The organism is Pseudomonas sp. B6(2017) (assembly GCF_002112765.1).
GTDB classification, from domain to species: Bacteria; Pseudomonadota; Gammaproteobacteria; order Pseudomonadales; family Pseudomonadaceae; genus Aquipseudomonas; species Aquipseudomonas piscis.
Window position 1 is genome coordinate 71,904 of record NZ_NEIQ01000016.1, and the last position, 20,971, is coordinate 92,874.

Consider the following 20,971-nt stretch of genomic DNA (forward strand, 5'->3'; position numbering starts at 1 on the left):
TGCTCCCAGAGCCTGCCGGTGGCGGCATCGGCAGGCTGCGCATGGGTTCAGTAGACCCAGACCTCCACGCGCCGGTTCTTGATCCGGCCCTCGTCGAGATCGTTGGCGGCCACCGGCAACTGTGCGCCGAAACCGCGGATCTCGCGCAACACCACGCCACTCTTAACCAGTTCCCTACGTACCGCCATGGCCCGCAGTTTGGACAGCAGGGCGGCGCGGCCGGGGTCGTTCTTGGCATCGCCGAAGCCGGCCAGGGTTACCTGGCGAGTCATCTTGCCGTGCTGGCGCAGGTAGTCCAGAACCCGGCTCAGGTCCTGGCGGGCCTTGTTGTCCAGGTTGGCGCTGCCTTCCTCGAAGCGAAAGTTCACGCTCAGGCGCTGGGCTTCCCGGGCCAGGGCCTGGTAGGCCTCGGGCATCTGCGGGTTGGGCGTCACGCTCATGGCTTGCACGGTCTGGGCGACGAAGCCGTTGGCGGCGACGATGGCCTGGCCTTTGGCGCTCTGGGCGAAGCTCACCAAGGCCTTGGCCCAGGGGTTCTGGCTGTCGGGCGGCAGGTACAGGTACAAGCGGCGCGACAGCGGATAGTCCTCGGTGGCGATCAGGCTGTTGAGTGGCAGCATCGGTTGCGAATCGCCGTCGACGATGGCCACCGCCTTGGCCTGGCGCACATAGGGCAGGCCGATGAAGCCTATGCCCTGGGGATCCTGGCTGACCGCGTCGGACAGCTGCTCGCTGGATTCGAAACGCTTGGCGCCGGGACTCAGGGCCTTGCCGCGCCGGCCAAGGACCAACTCCCTGAAGGTGTCGTAGGTACCCGACTGGTCATCCCGGGCATACAGGTGCACCGGGCCGCCGATCCCGCCCAGGTCTTCCCAGGTCCTGGTCTCGCCGCTGAACAGTCGCGCCAGTTGCTCGGTGCTCAAGCGGGTCAGCGGGTTGCGTGGGTGGAGGATGATCGCCAGGCCGTCGATGGCGATGACTTGCTCGGCGTCGGGGCTTTTCAGGTCACCGAGGTTCTCCAGCTCCACCAGTTCACCGTCCTTGATCGGCCGTGAGGCGGCGGCGAGGTCGGCTCGGGCACTGTTCAGCGCGGCAAAGCCGGTGCTCGAGCCATGGGCCGCCACCTGCGCCCGGACCTGGCCGCCCTGGGCGGTCTGGCCGATGACCCGTTGCTCGTTGTCCTTGCCGTTGGCCTCGATCCTTATGCCATGCAGGCCCTGTTGTTCCATGAGCCCCTTGACCAGCGCCGGGCCCAACCGGGCGCCGATGGTGTTGGAACCCTGGATACGCAGCACCGCCGTGTCGTCCGCCGCCAGGGGCAGGGCGGCGAATGCCGACCAGGGCAGGGAATAACAAATGAAACCGATCAGGAACAGGCTGATGGTCCGGCACCAGATGTCTCGTTCACTGGCGGAGAAAACGCGGGGCATGGGGCACTGGCCTTCTATATAGAGGAAGAGGTAAGTGCCGGCGAGATTAAGTCAGGGAGGTGACAGACGTATGACGAAGGACGGGTGTGATCGATAAATGGCGAAAGTCCTACGCCATAAATAGCTGTTTTCTCTAGATTTTTTGAGATTTTTCCTAAAGACCAGCCTTTGGGGCCTACGTAGAGTGGACAACTTTGTCTGTAGGGGATTGGGGCGACTGCCAACGCGTCATCCCCGCAGATGCCCCGGCAGCGTGGAGCTGCCAGTTCTCGTGACTTTCAAAGGAGTTGCAAATGAGTGCCTGGTTTGAACTGAAGCAGTATGGCAGTGGTGCGTGCAGATTCTTGCTCAAGACAGAGGAGGCGCAGACCATGCTTCAAAGCGACCGCTACCCTTGCCGGGACAGTGCCGAGGCAGCCCTCGGCCTGTTCCGCGCACACTGCGCCTCTCCCGAGCGCTACGTCAAGAAAATTTCGTCGGGTGGCAAGCCCTATTTCAAGCTCAAGTCTGGCAATGAGGTGATCCTCGTCAGCCACTTGTACGATTCGCAAGAGGCCCTGGAGAGAGCCATCGGCGAGATTGCCAGCGCCGGCACCACGGACCGCGTCCAGCGGGTCCAGCTCTAACCGGCAAAAAAAAGCCCATCAACAGATGGGCTTTTTTGTGCCTGGCGATCAGCTCAATTCGAGCCAGATCGGCGCATGGTCCGAAGGTTTCTCCATGCCCCGCAGTTCATAGTCGACCCCGGCAGCCTTGACCCGCGGCAGCAGGCCACGGGACGCCAGGATAAGATCGATGCGCAGGCCACGCTTGGGTTCGTCTTCGAAGCCACGGCTGCGATAGTCGAACCAGCTGAAGCGGTCGTTCACCTCGGGGTTGAGGTGGCGGAAGCTGTCCACCAGGCCCCAGTTCTTCAGGCGTGCCATCCACTCGCGCTCTTCCGGGAGGAAGCTGCACTTGCCGGTCTTGAGCCAGCGCTTGGCGTTGTCGGCGCCGATGCCGATGTCGCAGTCTTCCGGGGAAATGTTCACATCACCCATGACCACCAGGGGCTGGTCGTTGCTGAAGCGGCTTTCCAGCAACTGTTGCAGGTCGCTGTAGAAGCGCTCCTTGGCCGGGAACTTGGTGGGGTGGTCGCGGCTTTCGCCCTGGGGGAAATAGCCGTTCATGATGGTCACCGGCGTGCCAGCGGCGTCGGCGAAAGTGCCCCAGATGAAGCGGCGCTGGGCGCCTTCGTCATCGCCGTCGAAGCCCTTGTGCAGGGCCAGTGGCGCCTGGCGTGAGAGCAGGGCGACGCCGTAGTGGCCCTTCTGGCCGTGGTAATGCACGTGATACCCCAGGGCCTGGACCTCGGCGAGGGGGAACTGCTCGTCGGCGACCTTGGTTTCCTGCAGGCCGATCACGTCCGGCTGGTGCTTGTCGATCAGCGCCGCCAGCTGATGGGGGCGGGCGCGCAGCCCGTTGATGTTGAACGAGACGATCTTCATGGTCGGCGGTCCTGGCAAAACAGCGATGCTAGCTGACAACGCCCGGGTCGACCAGCGTGGCAGCGCCGCCGATGCGCTGCTAATGTCCTTGGGCGCGGGAACGTTCAGCGGCGCGCAAGGCTCGTAATACAAGAGCGCGACCTTTCGAGCCGCGCCAGGGAGGAGTGACCGTCATGCCCGAGGCCAGCAATGCCATCGCCGATATCCACATGCTCGACAGCGGGTATTCCCGCGAAGCGCGGTCGCTGTTGTACCAGGCCTATCGTCACGAACCGACCTTCGGTTTCATCTTCGAGTCCGAGCGCCCCGGCTACGAGCAACGGGTGCGGGCCACGGTGCGCGAGCTGGTCAGGCAACACTTCTTGCAGGAACTGCCAGCCATCGGCTTGCTGGTCAATGACCGGCTGATCGGTATCGCCCTGATCGCGCCGCCCCGGCGCCGGCTGGGCATCACCGAGAGTTGGGCCTGGCGACTGCGCATGGTGTTGAGCACGGGCTTTCGCTGTACCCGGCGCTACCTGGAATACCATGACGCGGTGCAAGCCTGCCTGCCCAACGATGCGCTGCATGTATTGCCACTGCTGGGCGTGCATCCGCAGTTCCAGGGGCAGCATTTTGGCGAACAGTTGCTGGAGGCGGTGCACAACTGGTGCGCGGTGGACGCCAACTCCCAGGGCGTGGTGCTCGATACCGGCAACCCGCGTTATCTCGCGTTCTACCAGCGCCAGGGTTATGCAGAGATCGGCGAGGTGGCGGTAGGGCCGGTCCGCGAGCATGTGTTCTTCCATCCCAATCCGCAGCGCTTACAAAGCGCAACAGGCTGAATCGAACTTTCCCCGCCCTCGAGCGCTCTATCGCCCTCCCAAGCTCGTGATAGCATCCGCGCCTATGAAGTTTTCCGGAAGATTCACCAGCGGTTTCTTGCTGCTGTTCACCAGCTGTGCGGCGCTGGCGCAAAGCGAATTGGCTGTCAGGATCAAACCTGCCAACGACGAGTTGAAGGCCAACATCGAAGGTTATATCGGCGATCTTGGCGATCGAGATGAAGAAGCCCTGCTGAGGTTCAGCAGGGGCGCCGAGGAGCAGGCCAAGAAAGCTGCCCAGGCCCTGGGCTACTACCAGCCATTGATCTCCAGCGAAGTACGGGGCGGCGACAAGCCGCGCCTGCTGTTGCGCATCGATCCCGGCGAGCCGGTGCACCTGCGCGAAGTGACCATCCGGGTCGAAGGCCCGGCCGCCTCCCTCAAGTCCTTTCGTACCCCTGACAGCGACCAGCTCAAGCCTGGCGCGGTGCTCAACCATGGGCGTTACGAAGACGCCAAGCGCCTGATCCAGAACCAGGCCTCGCGCTATGGCTTCTTCAGCGGGCGCTTTACCCGGCAGCAACTGCGGGTGGACCCGCTGGCCGGCGTGGCGGACATCGAGCTGGTCTACGACAGCGGCCCGCGCTATGCCCTGGGCAAGGTCAGCTTCAGCGGGGACTCGCTGTTCGATGAAGACCTGCTGCGGCGCATGGTGCCGTTCAAGGCCGGTACCGCCTACGACTCCGAATTGATCGCCGAACTCAACCAGGCCCTGCAGTCCAGTGGCTATTTCGAATCCGTGCGGGTGGATGCCACGCCTACCGCTGCCGAGCATGAAGTGATTCCGGTGGCGGTCCAGCTCGACACCCGCAAGCCCCGCACCATGGGCCTGGGCCTGGGCTACTCCACCGACGTCGGTCCACGGGTCAAGGCCAACTGGACCCGACATTGGGTCAACCCCCAGGGCCACAGCTATGGCTGGGAGGCTGAAGTCTCGGCGCCACGGCAGAACGTCGGGCTGTGGTACGACATTCCCCTGGACCCGCCCCTGACCGACAAGCTGCGGTTCGCCGGCGGCTACCAGAACGAAGAAATCTCCGGCACCGATACCCTGAGCAAGCTGTTGACCCTGGGCCCCGAATGGCACAGCAAGCTGCCCAGTGGCTGGCAGCGGGTGGTCTCGCTCAAGTACCAGCGCGAAGAGTATCGGCTCGGCGATGATTCGGGCCTGAGCAACCTGCTGATGCCTGGCCTGACGTATTCCTATCTGCGCAGTGACAACCGTATCGATCCGCACAACGGTTATCGCATCCAGTTCGATACCAAGGTGGCCAAGGAAGGCCTGGGCTCGGACAACAACCTGTTGTACGGCACGGTGTTGCTCAAGGGCCTGACCACGGTCTGGGACAACCATCGCCTGCTGGGCCGGGTACAGTTCGGCGGGAGCGCCACCAACGGCTACAAATCGGTGCCGCCGTCCCTGCGTTTCTTCGCCGGTGGCGACCAGAGCGTGCGTGGCTACGACTACCAGAGCCTGTCGCCGAAGAACTCCAAGGGCGATCGCATCGGTGGGCGCTACATGGTCGCCGGCAGCGTCGAATATCAATACTCGATCGCCGAAAAATGGCGGATCGCGACTTTTATCGACCAGGGCAACTCCTTCAATAAGCTGGAACTGCCGAACCTCAAGACCGGGGTCGGGCTCGGGGTGCGCTGGGTCTCGCCGGTGGGCCCGATCCGGGTCGACCTGGCCCACGCCATGAATGATGACGGCGGTATACGTTTGCACTTTTCCATGGGGCCAGAGCTGTGAAGCGTGGTTTGAAGATAACGCTGCTGGCGATCCTGGCGCTGGTGGTCCTGGTCATCCTCGCGCTGGCCGCGGTCCTCGGGACCCAGGCCGGCAGCCGCTGGGCCTTGCGCCAGGTGCCGGGCTTGAGCCTGGAGCAATTCGACGGTCGCCTCGGGGGGCAGTGGAGCGCCGGGCAGCTGCTTTGGCAGCAGGACGGCACGCGGATCGAACTGCGCGGCGTGCAGTTTTCCTGGTCGCCTGCTTGCCTGCTGCGCATGACGCTGTGCATCGAGCAACTGGAGGCCGATCAGGTCAGCCTGCAGTTTCCGGCCGGTGGCCAGGAGAGCCCGGGGCCCATCAGCTTGCCGGAGTTGCACCTGCCGCTGGCCATCGAGCTGGGGCGGGTACGGCTCGGCAGCCTGCTGCTCGACGGCAGCGAGCAACTCAAGAGCCTGCAACTGGCGGCCCACTGGACTACCCAGGGGCTACGCATCGATGCGTTGCAACTGCAACGCGACGACCTGGCCCTGGAGTTGACCGGCCTGCTGCAACCCACGGGCGACTGGCCCCTGACTGCCCAGGGCAGCCTTGGCCTGCCGGCTCCCGGCGACGGCCCCTGGAAACTGGCGCTGCAGGTCGAGGGCGACCTGCTCAAGACCCTCAAGTTGCAGGCCGACAGCAGTGGTTACCTGCAAGGGCGCCTGAGCGGTGAACTGCAACCGCTGGCCCAGGACCTGCCGGCCCAGGTACGGATCACCGCGGATGGCTTCAAGGCCAGTGCCGACCTGCCGGATACCCTGCAATTGGACCAGCTGCAGCTCACCGGCAAGGGCGACCTGAAACGCGGCTACCAGCTCGTCGGCCAGGCCAGCCTGCCGGCCGAGCAAGGGCCGGTTGCCTTGTCGTTGCAGGGTAAGGTCGATGCCAAGGGCGCCCAGATCACCACCCTGGAACTGCAGGCCAGCGACCACCAGAGCCTCAAGCTCGAGGGCCAGCTGGACTGGAGCCAGGGCTTTGTCGCCGAGGCCCGGCTCGCCTGGCTGGACTTTCCCTGGCATCGCCTCTACCCACAAATCGACGAGCCGGCCGTGGCCCTGCGCAAGTTCAACGCCGAAGTGGCGTACCGCGATGGCAACTACCTGGGCAACTTCCAGGGGGACCTGGATGGTCCGGCAGGGGCCTTCAGCCTCGGCAGTCCGTTCAGTGGCGACCTGGGCCAGGTGCACCTGCCGCAATTGCAACTGACCGCCGGCCAGGGCAAGGCCCAGGGGCACTTGAACCTGCAGTTCGCCGATGGCCTGGCCTGGGATACCGCCCTGGACCTGTCGGCCATCAACCCGGCCTACTGGCTGGCCGAATTGCCCGGAGCCCTGGCCGGCCCCTTGCGTAGCCAGGGGGAGCTGAAGAACCAGCAGCTCAAGCTCGCCGCCGACCTGGATCTCAAGGGCCGCCTGCGCGGCCAGCCCGCGCTGCTGCAGGCCAAGGCCGACGGCGCCGGCGAGCAGTGGCGCCTCAATACCCTGGACATTCGCCTGGGGGATAACCGGATCAATGGTGCAGGCAGCCTGCAACAGAAGGCCAGCGGCCAGTTGGACATCCGCCTGCCGCGCCTGGGCCAGCTCTGGCCGCAGTTGCGCGGCCAGCTCAGTGGCCGGGTGGACCTGGCCGGGACGCTCGCGGCGCCCCAGGGCAAGGCGGAGCTGAACGGGCAGCAGTTGGCCTTTGCCGACAACCGCCTGCAAAGCCTCAAGCTCGATGCCAGCCTCGATGGGGCGCAGAAGGCTCGCATCGAACTCAAGGGCAGCGGCATCCAGGCCGGCGATACCCAGCTCGGTAGCCTGACCCTGGCTGGCCAGGGCGACATCCGCAAGCAGCAGCTGCAACTGGACCTGCAAGGCCCGCTGTTGAAGCTGGCCCTGGGCCTGGATGGCACCCTGGACCAGGGCGCCTGGCGCGGACGGCTGGCCAGCGGTGAGGTCCAGAGCGGTGGCCAGGACTGGAAGCTGCAGAACCCGGCGCGGCTCGAGCGCCTGGCCAATGGCACGGTCAACTTCGCCGCCCATTGCTGGGTCAGCGGCGACGCCAGCCTGTGTGGCGAAGACCAGCGGCTGATGCCCGAACCGAAGCTGCGCTACCACCTCAAGCGCTTCCCCATCGACAGCCTGGCCCAGTGGTTGCCCAAGGATTTCGCCTGGAAGGGCATGCTCAATGCCGATGTCCAACTGGACCTGCCGGCCAGCGGCCCCAAGGGCCAGATCGTCGTGGATGCCAGTGGCGGCACCCTGCGGGTCAAGGACAAGGAGCAGTGGCTGGACTTTCCCTACCAGGCCCTGAAGCTCGACTCGCGCCTGGGACCACGGCGCATCGACAGCCAATTGCAGTTCGATGGCGGCAAGCTCGGGCAGTTGATGGTCCAGGCGCAGATCAACCCGCTGCCCAAGAACAAGCCGCTGTCCGGGGAGTTCCGCCTCAGTGGCCTGGACCTCTCCGTGGCGCGGCCGTTCGTGCCCATGGTGGAAAAGCTCAATGGCAACTTGAACGGCAGCGGCCGGCTGTCCGGCGGCCTGCTGGCGCCCCAGGTCAACGGCAGCTTGCAACTCAGCGGTGGCCAGGTATCCGGTTCCGAACTGCCCACCAGCATCGAGGACCTGCAGCTGAGCGCGCAGATCATGGGTGAGAACGTGCGCCTCGACGGCACCTGGAAGGGCGGCAAGAGCGGCCAGGGCAGCCTCGACGGCAACCTCGCCTGGGGCCGGGAACTGCTGGTGGACCTCAACCTCAAGGGTTCGCAACTGCCGGTGACGGTCGAGCCCTATGCGGCGCTTGAGGTGGCGCCTGACCTGAAGATCGCCCTGCAGGACAACCGGCTGGCGATCAGCGGCAAGGTGGCGATTCCCAAGGGCCAGATCACCGTGCGCGAGCTGCCGCCATCGACGGTCAAGGTTTCCGACGACACGGTGATCGTTGGCCAGCAGACCGTCGAGGGCAAGGCGCCCATGGCCATGGCGATGAACATCGACGTGGAAGTGGGCCAGGACAAGCTGGCCTTCAGCGGCTTCGGGCTGACGGCCAACCTGCAGGGCCATGTGCACATCGGCGACAACATGGACACCCGTGGCGAGCTGTGGCTCAACGATGGTCGCTACCGTGCCTATGGCCAGCGCCTGACGGTACGCCGGGCGCGGTTGCTGTTCGCCGGCCCCATCGACCAGCCCTACCTGGATATCGAAGCGGTGCGCCAGACCGACAACGTGATCGCCGGCATTCGTTTGAGCGGCAGCGCCGAACAGCCGACGACCAAGATCTTCTCCGAGCCAGCCATGAGCCAGGAGCAGGCCCTGTCCTACCTGGTGCTGGGACGGCCGCTGAGCTCCGGCGGCGAAGACAACAACATGCTTGCCCAGGCCGCCCTCGGCCTGGGCTTGATGGGCAGTTCGGAGCTCACCGGAGGTATCGCCAAGAACCTGGGGATCCAGGATTTCCAGCTCGATACCCAGGGCAGCGGCAATGCCACCAGCGTAGTGGCCAGCGGCAACATTTCCGAACGACTCAGCCTGCGCTACGGGGTAGGGGTCTTCGAGCCGGCCAGCACCATCGCCTTGCGCTACAAGCTGAGCAAGAAGGTCTACCTGGAGGCCGCCAGCGGCTTCGCCAGCTCCCTGGACATCTTCTACAAGCGCGACTTCTAGCGCTTGCCGGCCTCGGCCACTGGCGCTTGGAGCGTCGGTGGCCGGGGCAGGTCTTTCCTTCGTTCATTGCCTCCCGCGGCCTTCGCGCGCCATCACCTGTCCTGCTTATAAGCCAGGTACAGAGCATGCTAATTATTACATTGACATTCGCTGCCTAGGCAGTAACATCTCGTCACACACTCCCTGCCTAGGCAGCTAATTGGTGAGCAGATGAAGCATTTCCAACCGGACGATTTTCACAATTGCCATCTTGGCCTGCTGCTGGGGCGCGCCGCCTTGCTCAAGGACCGGATCATCGACACCCACATGGAGCCCCACGGCATCACCGCCGCGCAGTTCAAGGTGCTGATCATCATGGCCCAGTTCGGTGTCGATACCCCGGCCGAACTGTGCCGCCACTTGTCCCTGGATAGCGGTTCCATGACCCGCATGCTCGATCGTCTGGAACAGAAGGATTTCCTGGTGCGCAGGCGTTCCGAAGGCGATCGTCGCCAGGTGCAGCTGGTGCTCACCGAGGAAGGCCGCAAGCTCACCGACCGCTTGCCCTTCATCGGTGCCGAGGCGATGAACGAATTGACCGGCGCCATCACTCCCGAGGAGTTGGCCACCCTGGAACAGATCCTCAAGAAAATGCTGCTGGCAGCCGGTGACCCGATCACCATCCAGCGAGTAGGTGCCAAATGAGCAGTAGAACCTTGCGTACTCGCGCCAGCCTGGTGCTGATGGCCATGAGCCTGGCCGGTTGCGCCAATTACAGTGGCCTGGACACTGAGGGCGTGAGCCTCTCGGCCCAGAGCCTGGCCACCGGCCAGGCGCTCAATGGCGTCAGCCTGTCGCCGGCAGCCTGGCCCCGTGCCGACTGGTGGAAGAGCCTGGGCGACAGCCAGCTCGACGGCCTGATCCAGGAGGCCCTGCGCGACAGCCCGGACATGCAGATCGCCAGCGCTCGCGCGCATCAGGCCAGTGCCGCGGCCTATGCCGCCGATGCCGAGCGGATGCCGACCCTGGACGCCAGCGCCGGTGTCAGCCGTTCGCGCCTGGCCCGCGACCAGGATCCCCGAGGGCAGGGCGGAGCCTATTCCACGGTGCGCAACCTGGGCGCCAGCTTCAACTACAACTTCGATCTCTGGGGCGGTCAGCGCGCGGCCTGGGAAGCGGCCCTGGGCCAGGCCCGGGCCGCCGAGGTCGATCGCCAGGCCGCCAGCTTGAGCCTGGCCGCCGACGTCGCCCGGGCCTACAGCGACCTGGGGCGTGCCCATATCGTCCATGACCTGGCCACCGAGGACCTCAAGCGGACCCGGCAGATGCTCGACCTGAGCCAGCGGCGCTTGAGCGCCGGGATCGACAGCCAGTACCAGTACCAGCAGACCGAGAGCCTGGAGGCCAGCTCCCAGGCCAGCCAGATCGATGCCGAGAAGCAATTGCAGAGCGCCAAGATCGCCCTTGCGGTGTTGCTGGGCAAGGGACCGGAGCGCTCCGACGAAATCCGTCGGCCCAAGGTCCTGCAGGCCAGTGCCGTGGCGCTGCCGTCGGTGTTGCCAGCGGAATTGCTGGGGCGTCGCCCCGACCTGGTGGCGGCCCGCTGGCGGGTGGAGGCGGCGAGCAAGAACATCGACGCCAGCAAGACCCGCTTCTATCCCAACCTCAACCTGAGCGCCAGCGCCGGTGCCGAGTCGGTGCTGGGGGACGCGATGTTCGGCTCCGCCAGTCGTTTCTTCAACATAGCCCCGACCGTCTCGCTGCCGATCTTCGACGGTGGGCGGCTGCGGGCCAGCCTCGACGCCCGGGACGCCGACTACGACCTGGCGGTGGCCCAGTACAACAAGACCCTGGTGACGGCCCTCGGTGACGTCAGCGACAGCGTCGCCCAGTTGCGCGATATCGGCCGGCAGATCGCTGCCCAGCAACATGCCACCGACATCGCCCAGGAGTCCTATGACACGGTGGTCCAGCGCTATGGCTCGGGTATCGGCAACTACCTGGACGTGCTGAGCATCGAGCAGCAATTGCTGCAGACCCAGCGCCAACTGGCCACGCTCAATGCGCAACAGATCGACCTGTCGATCCAACTGATGCAGGCCCTGGAGGGCGGTTTCGACACCCAGAACCTGGCTTCGGCCAATCCCAGCCCCGCCCCGCAGACCAAATAATTCGAGGTATTTGTCATGGCTACCGCCGACACTCAAAACACTCCAAGCACTCCGGACAACGCCAACCCACGCAAGCGCAAGATCATGCTGCTGGGGCTGGCGGCCATCGTCGTACTGGGCGGCCTGGGCGTCTACGCCTGGCATGAGCTCTATGGCCGCTGGAATGAAAATACCGACGACGCCTACGTCAACGGCAACGTGGTGGAGATCACCCCGCTGGTCACCGGCACGGTGGTCAGTATCGGCGCCGACGATGGCGACCTGGTGCATGAAGGCCAGGTGCTGATCAACTTCGACCCCAACGATGCCCAGGTCGGCCTGCAGAGCGCCGAGGCCAACCTGGCGCGGACCGTGCGCCAGGTGCGCGGCCTGTACAGCAATGTGGACGGCATGCGGGCCCAGGTGGCCGCGCAGAAGGCCGAGGTGCAGAAAGCCCAGGACAACTACAACCGCCGCAAGAACCTCGCGGCCAGCGGGGCGATTTCCCAGGAAGAGCTGTCCCACGCCCGGGATGACCTGACCAGCGCGCAGAATGCCCTGGCCAACGCCCAGCAGCAGCTCAACACCACCAACGCCCTGGTGGACGACACCGTGGTTTCCAACCATCCGGACGTGCAGTCGGCGGCCGCGCAACTGCGCCAGGCCTACCTGAACAACGCACGCAGCACCTTGATCGCCCCGGTCACCGGCTATGTGGCCAAGCGCACCGTGCAACTGGGCCAGCGTGTGCAGCCGGGTACTGCGCTGATGGCGGTGATTCCCCTGGACCAGCTGTGGATCGATGCCAACTTCAAGGAAACCCAGCTGCGCGACATGCGTATCGGCCAGCCGGTGGACATCGAGGCCGACATCTATGGCAGCGATGTGAAGTACAGCGGCACAGTGGACAGCCTCGGCGCCGGTACCGGCAGCGCCTTCGCCCTGCTGCCGGCGCAGAACGCCACCGGTAACTGGATCAAGATCGTCCAGCGGGTGCCGGTGCGGATCCACATCAATGCCGAGGAACTGGCCAAGCATCCGCTGCGGGTCGGCCTGTCGACGGTGGTCAACGTCAACCTGCGGGACCAGAGCGGCCCGGTGCTGGCCCAGCAGCCACCGCAAAAGGCCTCGTTCAGCACCGCTGTCTACGACCGCCAGCTGGTTGAAGCCGATGCCCTGATCACCCGGCTGATCCACGACAACAGCGCGGCCATCGGCAAGACGGCCAAGCGCTGATTCGCCAATCCGTCCGTCCCGGCTCCGCCTAGGAGCCGGGAGGCCTGTCCCGTTCCAAAGGATTCGCGATGAGCAATAACGCCTCTTTCACCCCGCCCAGCTTGCTGCTGAGCACCATCGGCCTGTCGCTGGCGACCTTCATGCAGGTGCTCGACACCACCATCGCCAACGTGGCGCTGCCGACCATCTCCGGCAACCTGGGGGTGAGTTCGGAGCAGGGCACCTGGGTCATCACCTCGTTTGCCGTGAGCAACGCCATCGCCTTGCCGCTGACCGGCTGGCTGAGCCGGCGCTTCGGCGAAGTGAAGCTGTTCATCTGGGCCACGCTGCTGTTCGTGCTGGCCTCGTTCCTGTGCGGTATTTCCACCTCGATGCCCGAGCTGGTGGGCTTCCGGGTGCTGCAAGGGGTGGTGGCCGGGCCGCTGTACCCGATGACCCAGACCCTGCTGATCGCCGTCTATCCGCCGGCGAAGCGAGGCATGGCCCTGGCGTTGCTGGCGATGGTCACGGTGGTGGCGCCCATCGCCGGGCCGATCCTCGGTGGCTGGATCACCGACAGCTACAGCTGGCCCTGGATTTTCTTCATCAATATCCCCATCGGACTGTTCGCCGCCTGGGTGGTGATGCAGCAGCTCAAGGCGCGGCCGGTGGTCACCAGCCGCCAACCGATGGACTACATCGGCCTGCTGGCGCTGATCATCGGTGTCGGCGCCTTGCAGATCGTCCTCGACAAGGGCAACGACCTGGACTGGTTCGAATCCAACTTCATCATCATCGGCAGCGTGATCTCGGTGATCGCCCTGACGGCGTTCGTGATCTGGGAAATGACCGACCGCCATCCGGTGGTCAACCTGCGGCTGTTCGCCCATCGCAACTTCCGCATCGGCACCATCGTGCTGGTGGCCGGTTACGCGGGGTTCTTCGGGATCAACCTGATCCTGCCGCAATGGTTGCAGACGCAGATGGGCTACACCGCCACCTGGGCCGGCCTGGCCGTGGCGCCGATCGGCATCCTGCCGGTGCTGATGTCGCCCTTTGTCGGCAAGTATGCGCACAAGATCGACCTGCGCCTGCTGGCGGGCCTGGCGTTCCTGGCCATGGGCCTGAGCTGCTTCATGCGTGCCGGCTTCACCAACGAAGTGGACTTCCAGCATGTGGCCCTGGTGCAGTTGTTCATGGGCATCGGCGTGGCGCTGTTCTTCATGCCGACCCTGAGCATCCTGATGTCGGACCTGCCACCCCACGAGATCGCCGATGGCGCCGGCCTGGCGACCTTCCTGCGGACCCTGGGCGGCAGCTTCGCGGCTTCGCTGACCACCTGGATCTGGATTCGCCGGGCGGACCAGCACCACGCCTACATGAGCGAGCACATGAGTGTCTTCGACCCGGCCACCCGGGAAACCCTGAACAGCCTGGGCGGCGCGAGCACCAAGGCCTACGCGCAGATGGACCAGATCCTCACCAGCCAGGCGTACATGCTCTCCACCGTGGACTACTTCACCTTGCTGGGATGGAGTTTCATGGGCCTGATCCTGCTGGTCTGGATGGCCAAGCCGCCATTCGCCGCCAAGGCCGGCCCGGCCTCGGGCGGACACTGACGGCATAGCAGCGATAAAGAACACCGGCGTGCCGGCGAAGCGCTCCTCGAACCTATGGCAAGTTCGAGAACCTCTTCGCCGGCACGCCGGTTTTCGTTTCAGGCAAGCGTTGCTTCAGGGAGAGTCCGGTAGCGCCAATTGGGTGGGCATGAAGTCGAAGGCCGCCAGTTGCATGCCTTGTTCGTCCACCTGCAGCGCCCAGCCCTGGCGGTCCCAGTCGCCCAGCACGATGCGCCGGGCCGCCTGGTCGCCGATCTGCAACTTGTGGATCGCCGGACGATGGGTGTGGCCATGCACCAATGTGCGGACCCCCTGTCGCTGCATCACCAGCGGCACCTGCTCCGGGGTGACGTCGACGATGTCGTTGGCCTTCATGCGGGTCTGCGCCCGGCTTTCGCTGCGCAGCTTGCGTGCCAGCTTGTGGCGGGTACGCAATGGCAGGTGGCGCAGGATCCACAGGCTCAGCGGGTTGCGCAGGTAACGGCGCATGCGCTGGTAGGCTTCGTCGCGGGTGCACAGGCTGTCGCCATGCATCAGCAGCACCGGCTCGCCGTAGAAGTCGACGACGCTGGGGTCCTTGAGCAGGGTGGCGCCGGCGGCCTTGCAGAAGGCCTGGCCGAGCAGGAAGTCGCGATTGCCGTGCATCAGGAATACCTGGGTACCGCTATCGCTCAGCTCCCGCAGCGCCTGGCAGATGGAAAGCTGGTAGGAGGTCATGGCATCGTCGCCGATCCATACCTCGAAGAAATCGCCGAGGATGTACAGCGCCTCGGCGTCGCGGGCGCGGCCACCGAGTAAATCCAGAAACGCCCGGGTGATGTCCGGGCGTTGCTCTTCCAGATGCAGGTCTGAAATCAGCAGTATCACTCAATGATCTCGGCTTTCTCGATGATCACGTCTTCTGCCGGTACGTCCTGGTGGCCGGCCTTCATGGTGGTGGCCACGCCCTTGATCTTGTCGACCACTTCGCTACCGGCGATCACCTTGCCGAATACTGCGTAGCCCCAGCCCTGCACGGTCTTGCCGCTGTGGTTGAGGAAGCTGTTGTCGGTGACGTTGATGAAGAACTGCGCGGAGGCCGAGTGCGGCTCCATGGTACGGGCCATGGCGATGGTGTACTTGTCGTTGGAGAGGCCGTTGTCCGCTTCGTTCTGGATGCTTGGGCGCTTGTCTTTCTTCTCTTTCATGCCAGGTTCGAAGCCGCCGCCCTGGATCATGAAGTTACCGATGACGCGGTGGAAAATGGTGTTTTCGTAATGACCGGCTTTCACGTATTCGACGAAGTTGGCCACGGTCAACGGGGCTTTCTCGGCGTTCAGTTCCAGCACGATCTCGCCGTGGTTGGTGGTCAGTTTGACTTGGGTCATGGTCGGTACTCTTTATAAGGAAAGCGTTTTCAAGAAAATCTTCGCGGCCGGGACAGGCAAGCGGTCCGGACCGATCTGGCGCATCCTGCGGCCAAGGAGCGCAGTTTAGCCTGAGAGCCATGAATTTCGAGGTGGTTTTTTAACTTGCCTGCTATTAATAGCCGCAGTTTTAAAGCTGCGCTCTGTCAGGCACTTGACAGCATCGGCTATGATATCCGTTTTGATTTATCAGGCCGCATCCGGCCGCGCACTTGTACGTTCAAGGATCCTATGAGCAAGCCCACTGTCGACCCTACCTCCAATTCCAAGACTGGACCGGCCGTACCGGTCAACTTCCTGCGCCCGATCATCCAGGCGGACCTGGACTCGGGTAAACACACGCAGATCGTGACCCGCTTCCCGCCGGAGCCCAACGGCTACCTGCACATCGGTCACGCCAAGTCGATCTGCGTGAACTTCGGCCTGGCCCAGGAATTCGGTGGTGTCACCCACCTGCGTTTCGACGACACCAACCCGGCCAAGGAAGACCAGGAGTACATCGACGCCATCGAGCGCGACGTCAAGTGGCTGGGCTTCGAATGGGCCGGTGAAGTGCGCTATGCCTCGCAATATTTCGACCAGTTGCACGATTGGGCAGTGGAGCTGATCAAGGCAGGCAAGGCCTATGTCGACGACCTGACTCCCGAGCAGGCCAAGGAATACCGTGGCACCCTCACCGAGCCGGGCAAGAACAGCCCGTTCCGCGAGCGCTCGGTGGAAGAGAACCTGGACTGGTTCGCCCGCATGAAGGCCGGCGAGTTCAAGGACGGCGAGCGCGTACTGCGGGCCAAGATCGACATGGCCTCGCCGAACATGAACCTGCGCGACCCGATCCTCTACCGCATCCGCCACGCCCATCACCACCAGACCGGCGACAAGTGGTGCATCTACCCGATCTACGACTTCACCCACGGCCAGTCGGACGCCATCGAAGGCATCACCCATTCGATCTGCACCCTGGAGTTCGAGAGCCATCGTCCGCTGTACGAGTGGTTCCTGGACAACCTGTCGGTGCCGTGCAAGCCACGCCAGTACGAGTTCAGCCGGCTGAACCTGAACTACACCATCACCAGCAAGCGCAAGCTCAAGCAGCTTGTGGACGAAGGCCACGTCAACGGCTGGGACGACCCGCGCATGTCGACCCTGTCGGGCTTCCGCCGTCGCGGCTACACCCCCAAGTCGATCCGCAACTTCTGCGAGATGATCGGCACCAACCGTTCCGACGGCGTGGTGGATTTCGGCATGCTCGAATTCAGCATCCGTGACGACCTCGACCAGAGCGCCCCGCGTGCCATGTGCGTGCTGCGCCCATTGAAGGTGGTGATCACCAACTACCCGGAAGGCCAGGTCGAGAACCTCGAGCTGCCGCGTCATCCGAAAGAAGACATGGGCGTGCGCGTGCTGCCATTCGCCCGTGAAATCTACATCGATCGTGACGACTTCATGGAAGAGCCACCAAAAGGCTACAAGCGCCTGGAGCCGGCCGGTGAAGTGCGCCTGCGCGGCAGCTACGTGATCCGCGCCGACGAGGCGATCAAGGATGCCGATGGCAACATCGTCGAACTGCGCTGCTCCTACGATCCGGACACCCTGGGCAAGAACCCGGAGGGCCGCAAGGTCAAGGGCGTGATCCACTGGGTGCCGGCGGCCGCCAGCGTCGAGTGCGAAGTGCGCCTGTACGATCGCCTGTTCCGTTCGTCGAACCCGGAGAAGGCCGAGGACGGCGCGAGTTTCCTGGACAACATCAACCCTGACTCCCTGCAAGTGCTCACTGGTTGTCGTGCCGAACCCTCGTTGGGCAACGCACAGCCGGAGGACCGTTTTCAGTTCGAGCGCGAAGGCTACTTCTGCGCGGATATCAAGGACTCGAAACCAGGCGCCCCGGTATTCAACCGTACCGTGACCCTGCGCGACTCCTGGGGTCAGTGATTCAGTCAAGGAACTAACGTGCTAACGATCTACAACACGCTCACCAAGAGCAAAGAAGTCTTCAAGCCCCTGGATGGCAACAATGTGCGCATGTACGTGTGCGGCATGACCGTATACGACTACTGCCACATCGGCCATGGCCGCAGCATGGTCGCCTTCGACCTGGTGACCCGCTGGTTGCGTTTCAGCGGCTACAACCTGACCTACGTGCGCAACATCACCGATATCGAAGACAAGATCATCAATCGGGCGCGGGAGAACGGCGAGCCGTACAACGCCTTGACCGAGCGCATGATCACGGCCATGCACGAGGACGAGGCCCGGCTGAACATCAAGAAGCCGGACCTGGAACCACGGGCCACGGATCATATCCCGGGCATGCTGAGCATGATCCAGACCCTGATCGACAAGGGTTATGCCTACGCACCTGGCAATGGCGACGTGTACTACCGCGTCGCCAAGTTCATGGGCTACGGCAAGCTGTCGCGCAAGAAGATCGAGGACCTGCGCATCGGTGCGCGGATCGAGGTCGACGAAGCCAAGCAGGACCCGCTGGACTTCGTCCTGTGGAAGGCCACCAAGCCGGGCGAGCCGAGCTGGGAGTCGCCATGGGGCGCCGGGCGTCCGGGCTGGCACATCGAGTGCTCGGTGATGTCCACCTGCTGCCTGGGCGAGACCTTCGACATCCATGGCGGCGGCAGCGACCTGGAGTTCCCGCACCATGAGAACGAGATCGCCCAGAGCGAGGCGGCCACCGGCAAGACTTACGCCAATGCCTGGATGCACTGCGGCATGATCCGCATCAATGGCGAGAAGATGTCCAAGTCCTTGAACAACTTCTTCACCATCCGCGACGTGCTCGACAAGTACCATCCGGAGGTGGTGCGCTACCTGTTGGTGTCCAGCCACTACCGCAGCGCGATCAACTACTCGGAAGACAACCTCAAGGACGCCAAGGGCGCCCTGGAGCGGTTCTACCACGCGCTCAAGGGCTTGCCTAAAGTGACCCCTGCCGGCGGCGAGGCCTTCGTCGAGCGTTTCACCCAGGTGATGAACGACGACTTCGGTACCCCGGAAGCCTGTGCCGTGCTGTTCGAGATGGTGCGCGAGATCAACCGCCTGCGTGAGAGCGACCTCGATGCGGCGGCTGGCCTGGCGGCCCGCTTGCGGCAACTGGCCGATGTGCTGGGCGTATTGCAGCTGGAGGCCGAGGACTTCCTGCAGGCCGGTGCCGGTGGTCGGGTCGACGCGGCGCAGGTCGAGGCGCTGATCCAGGCCCGCCTGGCGGCCCGGGCCAACAAGGACTGGGCCGAGTCCGACCGGATCCGTGACCAGATCACCGCCATGGGCGTGATCCTGGAAGACGGCAAGGGCGGCACCACCTGGCGCCTGGCTGACTGAGCCCTGGTTCGCAGTCAATAAAAAACCCGCCTCGTGCGGGTTTTTTATTGGCTGCGGGAAAAAGCCCCCTCAGGTCAGCGCAGCCAGGCGCTGCATGGTATCCGGGAAGCGTTCGACCAGGCGGATCAAGGTGGTGGCCTGGGCACTGGGAGTGGCGCGGCCTTGTTCCCAGTTCTCCAGGGTACGGGTGTTGGTGCGCAGGTACATGGCGAATACCGAGCGCGACAGGTTCAGTCGCTGGCGGACCTTCAGGACCTCGGCAGCGCTGATGGGCGGCAGCTTGGCGAGCTTCACCTGCTGGCTGCGCAGGGTGATCTTGCCCTGGCGCTCCAGGGTGAGGGCCTGGACGCCCTCCAGTGGCTCGGGAAAGATCTCGTGTCTGCTCATTGCTTCTGTCCTCGACCTCATTTTCCAGAGATGCTCCGGCTCGTTGCCAGACCGAGGGGATAGCCTAGGACGGGGATCCGTAAGCGGCTTTCGGAATCAATCGCCGGAGCGCCAGGGAGGATTCCGAGTATTGATGGGAAGAGGGGAGGGCAGGGCGCCTGAAATGCAAAACGGCACCCGAAGGTGCCGTTTTGTGTGGAGCGTCGTTGCTTGGGCGATCAGCCCGCCAGGCCGGAATGCTGGACCAGGGTCAGCAGTGGCTGCGGGTACACGCCGAGGAAGAACGCCAGCAGCGCGATGGCCAGCAGCATGACGCCACCGGCTTTCTGTTCCCAGTGCAGTTGGGCATCGACGCGACGCAGGTTCGGCTCGATCAGGTACAGGGTGACCATCACGCGCAGGTAGTAGAACACGCCGATGGCGCTACCCAGGATCAGCGATCCTACCAGCCACCATTGGTGCGCTTCGACACCGGTGGCGATGATGTAGAACTTGCCGATGAAGCCCGCGGTCAGCGGGATACCGGCCAGGGACAGCATCATCACGGTCAGCACGGCGGTCAGGTACGGACGGCGCCAGAACAGGCCGCGGTACTCGTACAGGGCGTCGGCGTCGCGGCCTTTGTAGGGCGAGGACATCAGGGTGATCACGCCGAAGGCGCCGAGGCTGGTGATCACGTAGGTGACCAGGTACACGCCGATGGCTTCCATCGCCAGGCCCTTGCTCGCCACCAGGGCGATCAGCAGGTAACCGAAGTGGGCGATGGACGAGTAACCCAGCAGGCGCTTGAGGTTGCTCTGGGTCAGCGCCAGCAGGTTACCCACCAGGATCGAGGCAATGGCGATCACGGTCAGGACGTTGCTCAGGACGCCGCTGCTGGCCACTGGCGACAGCTGGAACAGGCGCACCAGCACCGCGAACACCGCGACCTTGCTGGCGGTGGCCAGGAAGGCGGCTACCGGGGCAGGAGCCCCTTCGTAGACGTCCGGGGTCCACAGGTGGAAAGGCACCAGCGACAGCTTGAACGCCAGGCCGACCAGCATCATGCCCAGGCCCAGCTGTGCCAGCGGGCTTGGCAGGCCGGTGGCCGCCAGGGCCTGGCCGATGCCGCTGAAGCTCAGGCTGCCGGCTTCGGCGTAGAGCAGGGCCATGCCGAACAACAGGAAGCCCGAACCGGCGGCCGACAGCACCATGTACTTGATGCCGGCTTCCAGGGAGCGCTTGTTGAAGAAGGCATAGGCCACCAGGCCGTAGACCGGTACCGACAGCAGTTCCAGGCCGATGAACAGGCCGGCCAGGTTCTGCGCGCTGACCAGCACCAGGCCACCTGCGGCGGCCAGGAGGATCAGCAGGTACAGCTCTTCACGGTTGCCCGGGTAACCGCTGCTGCCGTCGCCCAGGTAGGCGTGGGCCAAGGTCACGCAGGCCAGGGTGGCCACCAGGATCAGGGCCATGTAGAGGCAGGCGAACTGGTCGATCTGCAACAGCGGCGTGACCGCGATGGGTGCCACTTTCAGCACCGGGAAGATCGACAGCAATGCCAGGTTCAGGCCCGCCACCGAGAGGAGGAAGGTCTGGGCGTGATTGCGACGCCAGGCGATCGCCAACATCACCACCACAAGGGTGGCGCTGGTGATCAACAGCGGCGCCAGGGCGATAAAGTGTTGAATCGTAAAGTCCATAG

At 64.2% G+C, this 20,971-nt stretch carries 16 protein-coding genes; 10 read left to right on the forward strand and 6 right to left on the reverse strand.

All coding sequences use genetic code 11. The features are described 5' to 3' along the window. Window positions 1-47: 47 nt before the first annotated feature. Window positions 48-1,430, reverse strand: a complete 1,383-nt coding sequence (locus CAG11_RS25015; protein WP_085598504.1) for a substrate-binding domain-containing protein — start codon at window positions 1,428-1,430, stop codon at window positions 48-50. A gap of 293 nt (window positions 1,431-1,723) precedes the next feature. On the opposite strand from CAG11_RS25015, the gene CAG11_RS25020 reads away from it, so the two are divergent. Beyond that, window positions 1,724-2,056 carry a YegP family protein gene (locus CAG11_RS25020; protein ID WP_022639673.1) on the forward strand — a complete coding sequence of 111 codons (333 nt, stop codon included), beginning with the start codon at window positions 1,724-1,726 and terminating at the stop codon, window positions 2,054-2,056. Between the two features lie 48 nt (window positions 2,057-2,104). On the opposite strand, the gene xthA is transcribed toward CAG11_RS25020, so the two are convergent. Further along, window positions 2,105-2,917, reverse strand: coding sequence for an exodeoxyribonuclease III (gene xthA / locus CAG11_RS25025; protein ID WP_085598507.1), 813 nt, complete (start codon window positions 2,915-2,917; stop codon window positions 2,105-2,107). Window positions 2,918-3,090: 173 nt separating this feature from the next. On the opposite strand from xthA, the gene CAG11_RS25030 reads away from it, so the two are divergent. The 7 genes from CAG11_RS25030 to CAG11_RS25060 all read left to right on the forward strand — a co-directional run bounded on the left by CAG11_RS25030 (window position 3,091) and on the right by CAG11_RS25060 (window position 14,164). After that, window positions 3,091-3,741 carry an N-acetyltransferase gene (locus CAG11_RS25030; protein WP_085598509.1) on the forward strand — a complete coding sequence of 217 codons (651 nt, stop codon included), beginning with the start codon at window positions 3,091-3,093 and terminating at the stop codon, window positions 3,739-3,741. A gap of 64 nt (window positions 3,742-3,805) precedes the next feature. Beyond that, complete coding sequence (locus CAG11_RS25035) at window positions 3,806-5,533, forward strand: autotransporter assembly complex family protein (protein WP_085598511.1); 1,728 nt, start codon at window positions 3,806-3,808, stop codon at window positions 5,531-5,533. After that, window positions 5,530-9,201 carry a translocation/assembly module TamB domain-containing protein gene (locus CAG11_RS25040; protein WP_085598513.1) on the forward strand — a complete coding sequence of 1,224 codons (3,672 nt, stop codon included), beginning with the start codon at window positions 5,530-5,532 and terminating at the stop codon, window positions 9,199-9,201. Before CAG11_RS25035 ends, CAG11_RS25040 begins: the two co-directional genes overlap by 4 nt. A gap of 210 nt (window positions 9,202-9,411) precedes the next feature. Beyond that, window positions 9,412-9,885, forward strand: a complete 474-nt coding sequence (locus tag CAG11_RS25045; RefSeq protein ID WP_022639666.1) for a MarR family winged helix-turn-helix transcriptional regulator — start codon at window positions 9,412-9,414, stop codon at window positions 9,883-9,885. After that, window positions 9,882-11,351, forward strand: a complete 1,470-nt coding sequence (locus CAG11_RS25050) for an efflux transporter outer membrane subunit (protein WP_085598515.1) — start codon at window positions 9,882-9,884, stop codon at window positions 11,349-11,351. The genes CAG11_RS25045 and CAG11_RS25050 overlap by 4 nt, the downstream gene beginning before the upstream one ends. Before the next feature lie 15 nt (window positions 11,352-11,366). Next, on the forward strand, window positions 11,367-12,566 hold the full coding sequence (locus CAG11_RS25055; RefSeq protein ID WP_085598517.1) for an efflux RND transporter periplasmic adaptor subunit: 1,200 nt from the start codon (window positions 11,367-11,369) through the stop codon (window positions 12,564-12,566). A gap of 68 nt (window positions 12,567-12,634) precedes the next feature. Next, complete coding sequence (locus tag CAG11_RS25060) at window positions 12,635-14,164, forward strand: DHA2 family efflux MFS transporter permease subunit (protein ID WP_053136644.1); 1,530 nt, start codon at window positions 12,635-12,637, stop codon at window positions 14,162-14,164. A 114-nt stretch (window positions 14,165-14,278) separates the two neighbouring features. On the opposite strand, the gene lpxH is transcribed toward CAG11_RS25060, so the two are convergent. Together lpxH and CAG11_RS25070 are read right to left on the reverse strand one after the other, a co-directional pair. Beyond that, complete coding sequence (lpxH, locus tag CAG11_RS25065; RefSeq protein ID WP_085598519.1) at window positions 14,279-15,031, reverse strand: UDP-2,3-diacylglucosamine diphosphatase; 753 nt, start codon at window positions 15,029-15,031, stop codon at window positions 14,279-14,281. Next, window positions 15,028-15,531, reverse strand: coding sequence for a peptidylprolyl isomerase (locus CAG11_RS25070; RefSeq protein WP_022639660.1), 504 nt, complete (start codon window positions 15,529-15,531; stop codon window positions 15,028-15,030). The genes lpxH and CAG11_RS25070 overlap by 4 nt, the downstream gene beginning before the upstream one ends. A gap of 270 nt (window positions 15,532-15,801) precedes the next feature. Here CAG11_RS25070 and CAG11_RS25075 point away from each other — a divergent pair, with 270 nt between their 5' ends. After that, a complete protein-coding gene (locus CAG11_RS25075; protein ID WP_085598521.1) occupies window positions 15,802-17,499 on the forward strand; it encodes a glutamine--tRNA ligase/YqeY domain fusion protein in 1,698 nt (565 codons plus the stop codon). An 18-nt stretch (window positions 17,500-17,517) separates the two neighbouring features. Next, window positions 17,518-18,900 (forward strand): cysteine--tRNA ligase, encoded by a 1,383-nt coding sequence (gene cysS, locus CAG11_RS25080; RefSeq protein WP_085598523.1) that lies wholly within the window; start codon window positions 17,518-17,520, stop codon window positions 18,898-18,900. Between the two features lie 69 nt (window positions 18,901-18,969). Here cysS and CAG11_RS25085 read toward each other — a convergent pair whose 3' ends face one another. Then, window positions 18,970-19,287: a DNA-binding transcriptional regulator gene (locus CAG11_RS25085; RefSeq protein WP_085598525.1), complete on the reverse strand. Its 318-nt coding sequence runs from the start codon at window positions 19,285-19,287 to the stop codon at window positions 18,970-18,972. Window positions 19,288-19,505: 218 nt separating this feature from the next. Then, window positions 19,506-20,969, reverse strand: coding sequence for an NADH-quinone oxidoreductase subunit NuoN (gene nuoN / locus CAG11_RS25090; protein ID WP_022639656.1), 1,464 nt, complete (start codon window positions 20,967-20,969; stop codon window positions 19,506-19,508). Between the last annotated feature and the right edge of the window lie 2 nt (window positions 20,970-20,971).